The following is a 13967-nucleotide window of genomic DNA, read 5'->3' as shown; positions in this document are numbered from 1 at the left end:
AAAACGTTTTGATTGTATTTTTATTTTCGGTTTTGTTCAATTAGTTTCAATATAAAATTAGCTCTATTCTTTACGGAGACTTTTGGTATTCCAATTATATTATATCCGTAACTTCTGTATGTTTTACACATTTTTTCATAGGTTAAAACAGCTTCATCCCAATCTTGTTTTCGTTCGGTGTCGGTTTCGTAAATTTCTCGCCAAGGTGGAAGTATAAATATATTTCTATTGTATTTCCAGCTTTCTGCGTATAATTTCATACGTTCACTTATTTCTGATTGAATTAAATCGGCATAACAAATACTGTCTAAAAACCCACGATCGAAGAAAACAGGTTTTTCATTATTCAATTTTTTGTCAACGACCTCAAAACTATTTATCGAACGCTCAAACATCATTTCTTTATATAGGTTCTTGTTTTTCCAAGGCAAAGCTATTCCGTTGTCTTTTTGCTGCTCTTGTATTAATTCGCGAGCTATTTCAGGAATAATACTGTAATTTCGGTGTTTTAACTCTTCTAACAAAGTTGTTTTTCCCACCCCTGGACCACCTGTTATAACATAGAAATTATTTTTTTCTTTTGGTTCAATCATTTTCGATTCTCGTTCGGTTAGGTGAAATAATATTGAGTTTGCTACTGTTTTAAAATAAGTAAGCAGATATATATGAAACCAAAACGGATTTGATCAAGGTTATATTCTATACCCAACCTAGAATCTATAATCTTGTTAACCCTCATAGCTTTTGAAGAAAACCTGCTCTTTTTTATGGTTCTCTAATCCAAAAAAAAATGATAAATTAAAAACCCTTAACATGTAGAAAACTATGGCTGTTTCTGTTTAGGAAATGGTTTAAATTATTATTTAATTTTTTCAATATCTGCTAGCTTCCAGCTTTTATCGAAGAATTCTTTTTTTGGTGCGTAGAGTCTGAAATATGGAAACCAACCTTCGTCTATATTTGTCTGCATCCAATTGTTGTGAAATTCACTTGGCACTTTACTATCGTCTGGACCAAAGTAAAGGTCTACAGAACCATCATCATTAAATACCAAACGTTCATCTCTAGAGTCTCTGTTAGCATCAATAAACTCTGTTATTTCAGAGCGTATTAATCCACGAGTGTGTTCGCTATAAGGAGTAAGAGACCAAAACTGCTCGAAAGGTGCATTAGCAGGAATCGTCAGCTTATAGGTTTCTCCACCTTTTAAGAAATCACCATCACTATCTCGTTTTGTACTTAAATATACTTGTCCTTGACCTGGCGTTTCTGTTTTCATTCCCTTAGTGGTGGTTACAGCCTCATAAAACCAAGCAGCTCTTTCGTCTGTATAGTACCGCACACTATCTTCTTGTTCAATTGGGAAGTCAATTAAACGATACCAGTTGGTGCCTTCATAGTAAGGTTTCGCAAAATAAGGCTCCATAGCATTGGCACGTGCGGTAAGTTCTCCAAGTCTTCCACCTTCTTCTAGAATGTTTTTGATATTTTCTGATGGCTCAAAAGGTTCGCCATCCATTATGCCGAAGTAATGAAGCCATTCCATATACGCTTTATCACGATCTCTAACGGGTTCATTTTGTATTGCTCTGTGAAGCATTTCAAAATATTTTAATCCAATAGGAGCTTGTCCGTACCAATCTTTATCGGCTTTAAAAACAAACTTAGTATCGTGGTTGTCATTTTTTAGAGGATATACTTTAACAATATCTGTAAACTCTTTTATAGCCTCATCTCCTGGTTCTAGTACTCTGAATCCAACACTTAATTTATTGGTTCGTGATTGAAAAATAAAGTCTCCTTTATCTTTAAAGTCTTCAGCGTTATCATTAGGACCTACAATAACATATTTGCCTCCGTTTCCTTTATCTGGCCCAGTAAGCCCCATATCGCATACCGGATATTCCCACCAATCCATAATTGCGGAAGCATAATTTCCTGCCGGCATTTCAATAACTATTGGACCGGTTTTTGTTAAATCTGGCCATCCAAAAATGTAAGGTGTGGTTGCATTTGACGTTACAATTCCTGTATTTTCTTTCAGGGTTGTGTAAACAACAAATTCGGGACCATTCGTGCCAAATGCGTTTTCTTGTCCTTCTTTCCAGGCTTGGAACTGAATGGTAGGCAAACTCCAAAGTACTATTTCTGATGCCCGCTGAATATCGCGGACTTCATAAATTCGTTTCATCGTTTCATCGGTTGGGAAGGTATTGTCTAATTCAATTGTTCCTATGGCTGAATTCAATTTTTGACTGCCTATTAAATCAGAATTGATAATGGATTTGTTTGCTACAGATACTTTATTGGGTTTCGTTTGACTATATCCCGTTAAAATAATCGATGAAGCAAAAATTATGAAAAGTAAATTTTTAGATTTCATATTAATTTGTATTTAGGTTTAATTGTTGTTATATATTTAACTTAAAGGTTAATTGCGTTGTTTTGCTTGAGCATCTTCAATCATTTCTTGATTTGCGCTTATTGCCATTTCTACTCTTCTGTTTTGTGCCCGTCCTTCAACTGTGTTATTATCATATCGCGGAGCGTCTTCCCCCAATGCTTCTATCCTAAAACGTGAAAAAGATACGCCATTTGAACTTAAATACTCTGCTACAGACTCTGCTCTCTTTCTTGATAAACTAAGATTGTAGTCATTTTTTCCAGTGTTATCGGTATGTCCTTGAATGGTGATGTTAGTATCTGGAAATTCAATTAGGATTTTGGCAACTTTATCAAGATTTTCTTCCGATTTACTAGTTAGATCCGATTTGTTTGTGGCAAAGTTAACACCACTATTCTCATCAAAAACCACATGAATTCCTTCACCTACACGCTCTACTTCTGCACCGGGAATAGCTTCTTCAATTTTTCTGGCTTGTTTATCCATTACATTGCCAATTATAGCACCGCTCACCCCACCTATGGCAGCTCCAATAAGAGCACCTTTGAGATTGCCTCCTATAATTCCACCAGCAATAGCACCACTGGCCACTCCAATTCCAGCACCTTTTTGAGTTTTATTTGCATTTTTCATTGCATTACAACTTATTAAGCATAAAACAATGCTAATTGCTAGGGTAGTTCTTAGTATATTTTTCATGTTTCAAAATTATTTTTAATTGTAATCTGTTCTACAGTACTACATTGTTTGAAATTTTTGACATGCTCATTACAACTGTAAATGGCGATCCTTGGTACTCCAAATCCATTTCAAGTTTCATATTGGTTTGATTCAAGCTTTTTATTTTCATTCGATAACCTCGATTCATTGGGTCAATAGATTTGTTTTTTTCATTAATATATTTGAATTGGATAAAACGCTCTTCATCTGTATCAAAATAGGACCAACGAAAACGGGCTGTTGATGACTCGCAACTTGATGCACTTGATGTTAATGTAAATTTACCAGTATAATTGTTAGGGATAAACATCCATACGCTGTTTTTAAAGCAATAGGAGTCTGCCATGTCGAACATATATGCTTTATAAGTTCCTTCAGCTCCAAAAAATTCTATTTCATCAACTTGCCATTCCCCTTTTAGTGTTTTTTTTCCTGGAATCCCGTTTAGTTCTTTTGTTGATCCGCAACCAACGATTATCGAAAAAAATATACTAATTGTGATGAGTTTTTTCATGACATCTTTTTTTTAAGTTAATTCTTAATCGTTCTAAACTTTAAAACAAACATTCTTTTTATTGGGCTTTAGTTGGCGTTTTAATAAATACACTAGATTAAGACATATAAATAACAAGAAAGTAGGTCTATTTATATGTCCAAATCTCAAGTTTTTACAGCTTTCGGCCTAAACATAAGAACAGGCTTGTAACTTTTAAACCTCAAATTTAAATCGTTAAAACTCTCGCAGTGGTTCTTTTAAAAGTTATTTTTATTACTAAAGATATTAAATATTTTTGGAATAAACATAAGACATTTAGTCTTTGAGACTACAGGTTAATGATAGCAGTTACTATAATTTAAAAATGGCTTTTCAGGTTTTTAGAATAATTTAAAGCGCTTATACATTGAGGGTTATGGTTTAATGGAAACAACAAGGTGTTATAACTTTCAATGAGAAAATTAATAGTGTGTTACAATTGGTTTTACCGCGAAGAACTGAAACCAAGTAAAGCAAATTAAAAAATTATCAGATGTTTTTTTTGATTTTTCTTTGTAAGTTATTTAATCTTTTCTTCTGTATTAAAAACATTCCGAATGAACCAAATATTAATATTGGATAGATTAAGCAAAATAATATAAAATTGATTTCATAATAAGATAAATTTAAGATATTGGCACAGTTAAGAACAAAATCTGTGCAATATGTAAAAGAATAGTTAAAAATCTCTATTAGCTTATCCATTTTAATTCTTTAACTTTTTTATTTGACTTTGTATGCTCAAAGATTTAATTACGAACACCCAAATTAGAGAAGGACAAAGAATTACCAAAAAAATAATATTTGCTAGCTTGTAACTACCAGTGTTATGTAGTGTGTTTATTATACCAAAGTAAAAACTGTCGGTGTATTTGTAGTATTCAGTTAAATATTTAACGTGTTTTTTTTTACAAATGTTAGTTGTTTGATAATAGCAAATCCATGTACAATTATCTTTTAAATTCTTTTTTGAGTTAATCGTTCTTATTCCATTAATTATATGAGCTGAATGCTGTTTCTCTGAAATGTTATGCCTTACAATTTCATTTACAGTAATCATTATTACAAATGGAAAAATAAGTATTCCTAAATTCCGAAATAGTTTTGTCATACTGTTTGTCAGCGTTTTGTGCATGATTTAATGCGTGTTTGTGTCAGCGGATTTCGGAACAAAAATTGGATGAAAGCAAACACGCGCTTTCGCTTCGATTAAGCACTAAACTACGCATTTTTTATATACAGCTTAAGTTTACAAAGTATTAAATTGGACTAATAAATCAGAAAGAACAAAAGAGAGAATTAAGGTTAGTATATACAGTCAAGCTTTAGACTTCGACAACATTGATAATCCTCTCTCTTTTTATCCCTAAATTTCGTACTCCCGATAGTTCCTAGAATCCGTAAGTCTCATAATAAAAATGCTGCAAATCCTTATTGGATAAGGCTTTGCAGCTACGTAATATTCACTTAAATTAGTGTTGCTTAGTACTACAGACGTGAAGATAATAAAATCAAATTCTATTTCAGCTTTTGGAGGAGCCAATTTTGTTTTTGACAACTTAAACAAGATGAATATCGGTCAACTTTACAACGATGCCCTGCCCTCAATGGCTGGCCATAGTAAATATTCCTGGAAAGATATTTTCTATTCCCTTAAATCAGTTTATCTCTACGGGGGAGATTGTAATCGAGGACTTGCAGACCCATCTGAAATCTCATTTTATAGACAATCCGTATGTAAAACTCGCAAGCCCTGATACCGTTTTAAGAAGACTCTCACGACTTAGCGATCCAGTCCAGACCTGTATGACAAAGAGAGGTATTGCAACCCATCAATATTGCACAAACCCTACATTGGAGCGTTTAAATATTGATATTCTTGAAAGAATCGGAGTTCTCAAGGCTGACATCCTTACCGTTGATTACGATAACACAATCATTTTCAACGAAAAATAAGATAGCAGGATGTCTTATAAAAAGCAATATGGCTATCAGCCAGGGGTGTGCACAATAAACGAAGCGCACATTCTTTATATTGAAAATAGGAACGGGAACTCAGATGCTAAATCATTCCAGATAGATACATTGAAAAGGTTTTTTGATTTACTGGATGCAAAAAAGGTTAAGAAGATCAACAACTTGGAACAAACAGAGCAGGCAGCTCAAACTAAGGGTCTATTCATCCAAAGATTATCACACGCAGCTATGGTAAGAAGGTAAAAAACAAATAAATACTGGAGAACTATAGAAGCTCAGAGCACTGAGCGAGGGAAGGTATTCTCTTAATCGAAGAAAAAGATATTCCTTTCACCTTAAAGAGAGGAAAAATTCGCTATCAAAAATAAAATAGACAAAAGAACGCTTATAAAACAAAGAATCGAAATTATTCCCACTCTTAAATTTCAGAAAAATTTGCTTTTACAAAGAAGTGCGGATTCTAAGAGCTATCGGGATTCGTAAGTAGGAAAGAGCCTGCAATTAATTATACACGGTGCTCTACGCAATTTTTTTTCCGATAAATCTTATAACACTTGCTAATCCGTTGTGAAAATTGCCTTCATTTAAATCTATTAGTGTTTCATTGAGTTTTATGATTTCAAAATTTTTGAAAGTTTCTTTCATTTCTTTTTCTGAAAATAGCATTTCTCTTTTTCCAGGACCTCCAATTTTTGGATTCTTTTCTCGTAGTTCAAGATTATTTACACTAAAGCCTTCCAAAATTAAATACCCATTTGGTTTTATTAATTCAGCTAATTTTTTATGTAGTTTTTCTTTCGTGTTGGCCGGAAAATGAGCATAAATAAGAGCAAGAGAATCAAAACTATTTTTTTTGAAGTTCATTTGATTCAGCTCTCCAACTTTATATTCAATTTTAACTCCTTCCGAACGAGCTAATTCCATAGCCTTAATTTTTCCTTCTTCGCTTATGTCGAATGCTGTTACATCAAGTCCGTTTTTTGAGGCATAAACTGCGTTTCGTCCTTCTCCTTCAGCAGGTAAAAGTATTTTCCCCGATAAATTTAATTCATTAATTGTCTCTTTAAAAAATACGTTTGGGCTTTTTCCGTATGCGAATTCTTTATTTTTATATCTATCATTCCAAAATTTCTCCATATTGTTTTTTAATTGCGTAAATCGTCTCCGTATATAAAACGTAGCGTGTAAATGGACGCTAACCTTTCGGATTACATACGAGGCGGATTTTTATTTTTGCTATTTATCTTTAACTTTCTAAATATAGAAAAATTAAAATTTGGCGGACTTACTAAAGAGGTAAAAACCATTGAGCAAGCCTGTAATAGCTATCTTTATATTGTTATAGGTGGTTATATTTACAGAAATTTTAATTGTATTCTCAAAAATATTATTGAGTTTTACCTTTAATGAAATATAAAAATCTGTTTTTTTAAGGTAATAGTTTTAGTTTTTAAATATTGTTTTTCCTTCTTTGGTCAATTCAAGGTGTTCTCCTTTCCCTCTTAATTCATATAGGTCATTTTTATACCAAATACCAGATGCTGCATTTTCTGCTACTAAATCAATTTGTTGGCCACCATTTAAGTAAACTTTGACAGTACCATTAGTGTTATTAAAAGTCATATCCAATGTTTGTCCTTCTTTATCTTGTAACACAGTGCTTACAATATCGTCTTCGTGCTTAAAAACCACTTTCCCATCTTTTTTTAGTTCAATATCGTTTCCTTTTCCTCTTAATTCGTAAATATCATTTTTATACCAAATGCCTGATGCCGCTCTTTCTTGTGCCAATTCAATAATTTCTCCTTTAAAATTAAGACTTGCCGTTCCCTTTGTGTTATTGAATGAAAGATCTAATTTTTCTCCATCTTTGTTTGTTGACCTTGTTACTACAATATCATCGGTACTACTATCAACAGTTTCGGTTTTTGTAGATTCTAAATCTTCCTTTTTTGGTGCATCTTTACAAGCGTTTAAAACTAAAGCTGCAAGTAGTGTAATTACTAAAATATTTTTTTTCATTTTTATTTTTTTTAAAAATTTTTGCCTTTTATGGACTGGTATTATTAATCTCAAAAAAAATTCAAAGAGTGTGCCAAACTATATAAGTTTTTTTAATTATTAAAAGGTTGAAAAGATTACAAAACATAAAAAGAGGCAGCCCATTGGACGACCTCTTTTATAAACGATATTTTATTGTAAAACCTTTTTTGATGTATTACTTTTTAACAGCATTACGCCATATTATGCTTTCCAACAATTGCATATTTCTAATTATGATTGTTTAGTAAATTGTACATCAACCGCCAATTTAACTTTGTCAGAAACAACAATACTTCCTGCTTCAGTAACTGAACTCCAAGTTAAATTAAAGTCTTTTCTATTAAGTTCTCCAGTAATTTCAAAACCTGCTTTAGTTTGGCCGTAAGGATCCACCGCGATACCGTTAAGATCAGCATTTAAAGTAACTTCTTTGGTTACGTCTCTTATGGTTAAATCACCTACTAGTTTATCACCTACAAATGATTTTGATACAAATTTCATTTCTGGAAATTTTTCTGAATTAAAGAAATCATCTGATCTCAAATGTGCGTCTCTGTCTTTGTTTTTGGTGTTTATTGATGCTGTTTTTGCACTAAATTCAATTACAGCGTTGTTGAAATTGTCGCCATCTGTTTTTGCAGTAGCTTCAAAATCTTCAAAATAACCTGTTACTGTTGAAATCATCATATGCTTTACTTTAAAAGCAATTTCCGAATGTGTGTTGTCTATTGACCAATTTGTGTTGTTTTCCATTATTCTTAATTTTTAAAAGTTATGTATTTATTTAAGTTTTTTTGATATCATGTAATCTAAAGAGTATTTTCCTGAGCCTATCATGGCAATAGTCAAGTAGATTACTGCATAGAGTAATGCAAATTCTTGCTTACCAAATCCATCATTTGCGTGAACGATAAAAGCTGCAATCAACATTGTAATGAGCAAAGGAATTGCTGCTAAACGAGTACCCAAACCTATTATTAATAAAATTGAACAAAGTACTTCTGCAAATACTGCTAATGCTAAAGAAAAGTTTGCACCTAAACCAATTGGGTCTGCAAATTGTATAGGTTCACCACTGAATAAAGTTTCCATTTTTCCCCAACCGTGAGTTAGCATTAAAATTCCGATTACTACTCGCAATATTAAAAGTGCTGTGTTTACATTATTAGGATAAAATCCAGGAGTGAATATGTTGGTTGTTATTGTTTTCATTTTTATCGATTTAATTATGATTGTTTTAATACGTCTTGAATTTCTGTTAATTTCTTAAACATTGGGTGTGCAAAAGGACAAAGCGGCAATATTTTAATTTCCTTTTCACGTGCCATTTCTACGATTTTGTAAAGCATCTGTTTTCCTACTCCCTTACCTTCAAATGCTGAAACTACTTCTGTATGATCAATGATTATAAAAGCTGAGGTAGGTATAGAATAGGTCATTTTACCCGCTATTTTACCATTATCTACGGCAATTGCGTAGCCTTTTGTTTCGTTTTCTTTTATCTGAATATCCATAATGTTCTATTTTACAATTAAACTGACATTGGAACTTCCATTAAAAGTATACGAGCATTTTCTGTGGCTTTTACATTAATTGAATCTGTATTCCAAATTCCCATTCCATCTCTTTTGGATAGTTTTTCATTGTTGATTTCTACTTCACCTTCAAGAATGAAGGCATAAACCCCATTTCCCTCTTTTTTTATTTTGTATACATCAACAGTGCCCTTTGTTAATCTCCCAAGATGAAACCAAGCATCTTGATTAATTTGAACGCCTTGCTCATCATTATTAGGAGAAACAATCTGATAGAATTCATTTTTCTTCTCAATGTCTTTCAAAGAAATCTGATCGTATTCTGGTGTTATGTTTCTTTTATTTGGAAATACCCAGATTTGAAGAAATTTAACTTGTTTATCTTTGTTTTTGTTGTATTCTGAATGCGTAACTCCTGTTCCTGCACTCATGATTTGAACATCGCCTTCTTTTATCACAGTCGTGTTCCCAATACTGTCTTTGTGCTCTAAATCTCCTTCCAAAGGAATAGATACAATCTCCATATTGTCATGTGGATGTGTTCCAAATCCCATACCTGCTTGTACTATATCATCATTTAAAACACGTAGTACACCAAAACTCATACGTTCAGGATTATGATAATTTGCAAAACTAAATGTGTGGTGAGAATTTAACCAACCATGATTTGCTTTTCCTCTTGTTTCTGCTTTGTGAATTACTGTATTCATTGTTCTTAAGTTTTTATTTGGTAAATGATTAAATCCTACTTGTTTCATTAACCTATTGTAAGTAGATGTTTCTGCTTTTAGTAGTTGTGGTGCAATTGCGCCAATTGCTCCTGTTAAAAGAAACCTTTTTAAAAATTTTTCGCGATTCATTTTCTTTACCTTTTAATTACAATGCAAAGATGAAACATATTAGAAGCTTGTGGAATATGAAAAAAAGGTTGAAACTTATGAAAATCCGATATTTAGAATATTATATCGGTTTTCCTATAGTTTTAAGAGATTTAATGGTGGTTCTTTTGAAGAATAAACGAAATGAAACGCTTTTGTTTTCGCTTTAAAGTTGGATAGGCTACAAATTCTCAGAATGGCCTTTAGTTTTTGGGAACCTTCGTGCTTTCCATTTTTGTTTAGCTTCCTTTATGCGCTCCTTGCCAGAGGATACAAAGTTCCAATCAATGAATCTTTAATCTGGAAAAGGCTGGCCTCCAAAAATATAAATGGCCGTATTTTTATTCATTGTAAAAGTACAAAGTGTACTATCATTCGCAATTAATAATTGCTTGTTTTTTAACTCAGTTCTTTGTTGTATGACGTTATTTTTTGAAGTAAAAACTACTAAATGTGCTCTTTTCTTATGTTCAAATTTAAAACATCTCTATGTATTGTAAAATTGTCAGTCAATTTAAAAACTTTCATAAACGCACTTTTGTTTATGGCTACATCGGGAAAGACCTTCCTAGTCAGAAAAAGATTTTCATTAAAACGTATTTTGTTTCCTTCACTTTATAGGATTAAATATTATTCTTATTTTTAGCCATTTCAATCTTCTTGCCTTCAAGATGTTTTGAGTTTTTATTATTTATTGACAATCTATTTGTCATTTTTACGTACAAAAACAGATTCTCCTTCTTTTATCGTTTCCAATATGTTGATATTTTTTATTTCCATTGGTTCTATACTTAAAGGATTTTCATCTAAAATCACAAAATCTGCTAATTGTCCATCGTCATAACCCCAACCAAAAATCCACTCTCCATCAGGGATGTTTTTTTCTTCCTTATATTTTTTTAAGTTCGCTAAAAGGTTATCAATATTCTCTACATTGCCTACTGGAGTAGGGTTCAAATCTACTTGTCCCATGGTGTTAGAAACCATACCGAAATGACTATGTGGGTCAATAAACCCGGGCAAAAGTGTTTTTTGGCTTCTTTAAACGTTCCTACAAATGCAATTTTTCCATTTTCTTCAACCACTGCTTCTGCATAAATAGGTTCCTCAGTTTCCATTGTTATGATGTTGCCATTGTAATATAAATTGGCTAAATCAGTTTGATTTTGGCTGTTTTTGTTCCCACAACTTATTAGCAGTATTACTGTAAAAACTGATATCATACCTTTCATCCTCATGTATTTAGTATAAAATTAAATCTCCATTACCCCAAATTAATGTGTTTACAAAACCTGTTATTCCAAAAGGAATTTACACAATTTCGTATAATGGATTTTTAAATTCTTCTTTTTAAATAAATTTTCAATTTCCCACTTTCTCAAATTGGATAAGAAAAATTGAGCAACGATCGAATCGAAAGTTAGAAAAGTACCAGACCGTGAAAACCAATTTTCAGTTGAGTTAATTAAAGCAATGACAGATCCTATACAAAAGAGTATTCCAAATGATAAAAGTTGGGGTAGGCGATCTATATTTTTTCTTATCTAACATTTGTTATTCTATTGTTTGTTCGCCACCACCATTTACAAAAAGGGTTTGTCCGCTAACCCATTCTAAAACAGGGGAAGCAAAATATAAATTAAAAAGTGCAAACGAAGCTTCTAACCTTGCCAAGTATGTGTCAATATGGAAACTGTTGGATAATACCGTATTAGTACGTTTTTTTGGAGCTACAAAAACGGAATGAATGCCAACATATGACCATAACAGTTTTGGTGAGGCTGAGGTAAGATGTTCTCAATTATCTACTGAAGTACTAAAATATAAAGCAAGGTGAAAGTAACAATAATTATATGACCACAATGTCTCTTAAATTTTAACTCTCACTAATGTACAGTTTTTAAAACTTCTGAAAGACTTGAGCGAGGAGCTGAGCGTAGCGTCAATCGTGTTGTTCTGATTAAGCTAGATGTTGGCATAAATCCTCATAGTGGTACCTTGGCTTGGGCACCCACTATGAGGTTTGCCATGAGATTATTCAGATACAGGTTCTACTTTTATACCTCGAATAGAATCTATATATTTTATAAATGCCATCTCATCATTAGGAAGATAGAATCGGAGTACCCCTGTCCAACCTTCTTGTACGGTAACGCTGTTCTTTTTATCAGGACAATTTATAAAAATGGTGAAATTATCGCCATCATCCTGCATGTTTGCAGATCCAACATAGAAGTTGTCTTCAACAATCCAACCTTCACTACTGTATGTCGAGAATGAGAAGAAACCACCCTTGTCCCAGTCGAGATCTGGCTTGGGAATACTATAAGATTGGCAAGTTGTTTTACCCTGTCCATTTGTCGTTGGTAAATACTGTGCATTATATGAAGGCAGACCACCCCAACCTACAGCTGCAGCATATAAATGGCTGGTTGGATCAGCCTCTTTAGGTGATTTCACAAAAGACTTGTGCTCAATAATTTTCACCTTTCCTGCCATGTACTCAGCAACCATTTTCTCCCTCAGCGAAACAATCTCCGCTTCGTTGAAGTCCTTGCCAACAAACGGACGGGCTGATTTGGCTTCAATTTTCAAGGCTTTTTGCCTAGCTACTGATGCATCCATATCGTTGGTAATTTGGGTTCTTGCGAATGCGTAAATCCATGTGCCGCTGGTAACATCTTTTGGTGTTATAGTCTTTGTTTCTCCAGGGCTAATAATCATCGGCGTATAGTGATTTTCGTCGATAACTTGAATAATCTGGTATGAATTGCCAGGTGGGACTGTGAACGTAGCACCTTCAGAAATATCTACTATTGCAGATGAATAAACCACATCTCGGTTTGAACGAATGATATATTGATTTTCTTGCGTCACCACATCATCATGAGTAAAAGTGTTTATAGGAGATTTTTTCGCTTGTTTCTCAAAATATAAATTCGTTTCAGCCGCCACATAGTTGTCTTTAGTGACAGGTATAGACTTGTCTTCACTGATAGTTATGGGGTCTTTACTCTCCTTACTGTCCTTTTGCTTTTTTGAATCACCGCAACCTGTCAAAATTAGGCTGGCTAGGATTACTGAATAGAATAATTTAAAAGATTTCATATGATAGTGTTTAATTGGTTAAATGATTGCTGACGACAACCTTTCGTAAAAATACCTATATGAAATATAAAGCTAATGATTTTCTGTTAATAATTTACTGTTGTCAAATAAATTAAGGTATTCTTTGATTCATATGTTATTCTGTAAACAGTTTCTTTACAGGTAGTTTGGCAAATGCAGATATTCCAAGAATTTGTGTTATTTCATAGACAGAGTGTCTTGTCCTGATATAGGCTGACCTTTTTTATGCTTATGCAGAGCAAGTAGAATTAAAGTTATGGAAAGGAAATTCTAAGAAAGAAATAGAATATCTTCAAATCGTTAGAGCCCTTTGGTATATGCAAAGCAAAGCACTATTCTAAAAAAGCAAACTACATGGAGAATCTGTTTTGGGTGAGCCCAAGCAAAGTGGTTGTGTCTTCTTTAAAACGTAGTTTAAAACAGTTAGAAAAAGAGATTAAAAACTTAGAGAATAAGTTATTAGTTTTTGTAAAAGAAGCACATCAAGATCTATTGACTCGTTTAGGAAGCATACCGGGAATAGGCAGAAAGACAGCAATTATGTTAGTGGTTTTAACTGGCGGATTTGAGCGTTTTACAAACGCAAGAGAACTGTGTAGTTATGTTGGTATTACCTCAATAATCAGGCAAAGTGGAAGCCGTGTAAAAGGTCGACCAAGAATTAGTAAAATGGGAAATCAAAAACTCAGAAATTTATTATTTATGTGCAGTTTTACCGCTTGTAAATATAACAAAGCATGCAGAGA

At 32.9% G+C, this 13967-nt stretch carries 15 protein-coding genes and 1 pseudogene; 2 read left to right on the top strand and 14 right to left on the bottom strand.

What is annotated here, in order from left to right; genetic code table 11:
* Positions 1-20 precede the first annotated feature (20 nt).
* The 5 genes from OS188_RS00080 to OS188_RS00060 all read right to left on the bottom strand — a co-directional run bounded on the left by OS188_RS00080 (position 21) and on the right by OS188_RS00060 (position 6773).
* Positions 21-593: an AAA family ATPase gene (locus tag OS188_RS00080; RefSeq protein WP_267146764.1), complete on the bottom strand. Its 573-nt coding sequence runs from the start codon at positions 591-593 to the stop codon at positions 21-23.
* A 266-nt stretch (positions 594-859) separates the two neighbouring features.
* Complete coding sequence (locus tag OS188_RS00075; RefSeq protein WP_267146763.1) at positions 860-2383, bottom strand: DUF1214 domain-containing protein; 1524 nt, start codon at positions 2381-2383, stop codon at positions 860-862.
* A 48-nt stretch (positions 2384-2431) separates the two neighbouring features.
* The gene (locus OS188_RS00070) at positions 2432-3103 is read right to left on the bottom strand and encodes a YiaD family glycine zipper/OmpA-like lipoprotein (protein WP_267146762.1); all 672 of its coding nucleotides are present in this window, start codon (positions 3101-3103) and stop codon (positions 2432-2434) included.
* A 31-nt stretch (positions 3104-3134) separates the two neighbouring features.
* The gene (locus OS188_RS00065; protein ID WP_267146761.1) at positions 3135-3638 is read right to left on the bottom strand and encodes a lipocalin family protein; all 504 of its coding nucleotides are present in this window, start codon (positions 3636-3638) and stop codon (positions 3135-3137) included.
* 2517 nt (positions 3639-6155) lie between these two features.
* Positions 6156-6773: a class I SAM-dependent methyltransferase gene (locus tag OS188_RS00060; protein ID WP_267146760.1), complete on the bottom strand. Its 618-nt coding sequence runs from the start codon at positions 6771-6773 to the stop codon at positions 6156-6158.
* Positions 6774-6824: 51 nt separating this feature from the next.
* Between OS188_RS00060 and OS188_RS00055 the strand changes: the two genes are divergently transcribed.
* The gene (locus OS188_RS00055; RefSeq protein ID WP_267146759.1) at positions 6825-7043 is read left to right on the top strand and encodes a hypothetical protein; all 219 of its coding nucleotides are present in this window, start codon (positions 6825-6827) and stop codon (positions 7041-7043) included.
* A 36-nt stretch (positions 7044-7079) separates the two neighbouring features.
* On the opposite strand, the gene OS188_RS00050 is transcribed toward OS188_RS00055, so the two are convergent.
* From OS188_RS00050 to OS188_RS00010, 9 genes are all read right to left on the bottom strand, one after another.
* Entirely contained in the window at positions 7080-7658 is a 579-nt protein-coding gene (locus OS188_RS00050; protein ID WP_267146758.1) for an MliC family protein, read from the bottom strand.
* A 252-nt stretch (positions 7659-7910) separates the two neighbouring features.
* Complete coding sequence (locus OS188_RS00045) at positions 7911-8432, bottom strand: YceI family protein (protein ID WP_267146757.1); 522 nt, start codon at positions 8430-8432, stop codon at positions 7911-7913.
* A gap of 27 nt (positions 8433-8459) precedes the next feature.
* On the bottom strand, positions 8460-8891 hold the full coding sequence (locus OS188_RS00040; protein ID WP_267146756.1) for a DoxX family protein: 432 nt from the start codon (positions 8889-8891) through the stop codon (positions 8460-8462).
* A 14-nt stretch (positions 8892-8905) separates the two neighbouring features.
* Positions 8906-9193: a GNAT family N-acetyltransferase gene (locus OS188_RS00035; RefSeq protein ID WP_267146755.1), complete on the bottom strand. Its 288-nt coding sequence runs from the start codon at positions 9191-9193 to the stop codon at positions 8906-8908.
* A 17-nt stretch (positions 9194-9210) separates the two neighbouring features.
* Entirely contained in the window at positions 9211-9924 is a 714-nt protein-coding gene (locus tag OS188_RS00030) for a pirin family protein (RefSeq protein WP_267147013.1), read from the bottom strand.
* A gap of 349 nt (positions 9925-10273) precedes the next feature.
* Positions 10274-10381 carry a pirin family protein gene (locus tag OS188_RS00025; protein ID WP_267147012.1) on the bottom strand — a complete coding sequence of 36 codons (108 nt, stop codon included), beginning with the start codon at positions 10379-10381 and terminating at the stop codon, positions 10274-10276.
* A 413-nt stretch (positions 10382-10794) separates the two neighbouring features.
* Entirely contained in the window at positions 10795-11079 is a 285-nt protein-coding gene (locus OS188_RS00020; RefSeq protein WP_267146754.1) for an amidohydrolase family protein, read from the bottom strand.
* Entirely contained in the window at positions 11052-11210 is a 159-nt protein-coding gene (locus OS188_RS00015; protein ID WP_267146753.1) for a hypothetical protein, read from the bottom strand. The genes OS188_RS00020 and OS188_RS00015 overlap by 28 nt, the downstream gene beginning before the upstream one ends.
* A 916-nt stretch (positions 11211-12126) precedes the next feature.
* Entirely contained in the window at positions 12127-13200 is a 1074-nt protein-coding gene (locus tag OS188_RS00010; protein ID WP_267146752.1) for a DUF1254 domain-containing protein, read from the bottom strand.
* A 251-nt stretch (positions 13201-13451) separates the two neighbouring features.
* Here OS188_RS00010 and OS188_RS00005 point away from each other — a divergent pair.
* A pseudogene (locus OS188_RS00005) lies at positions 13452-13967 on the top strand (transposase); the annotation flags it as partial.

Source organism: Xanthomarina sp. F1114, assembly GCF_026410255.1.
Taxonomy (GTDB): Bacteria; Bacteroidota; Bacteroidia; order Flavobacteriales; family Flavobacteriaceae; genus Xanthomarina.
This window is presented reverse-complemented; position numbering and strand designations above follow the sequence as displayed.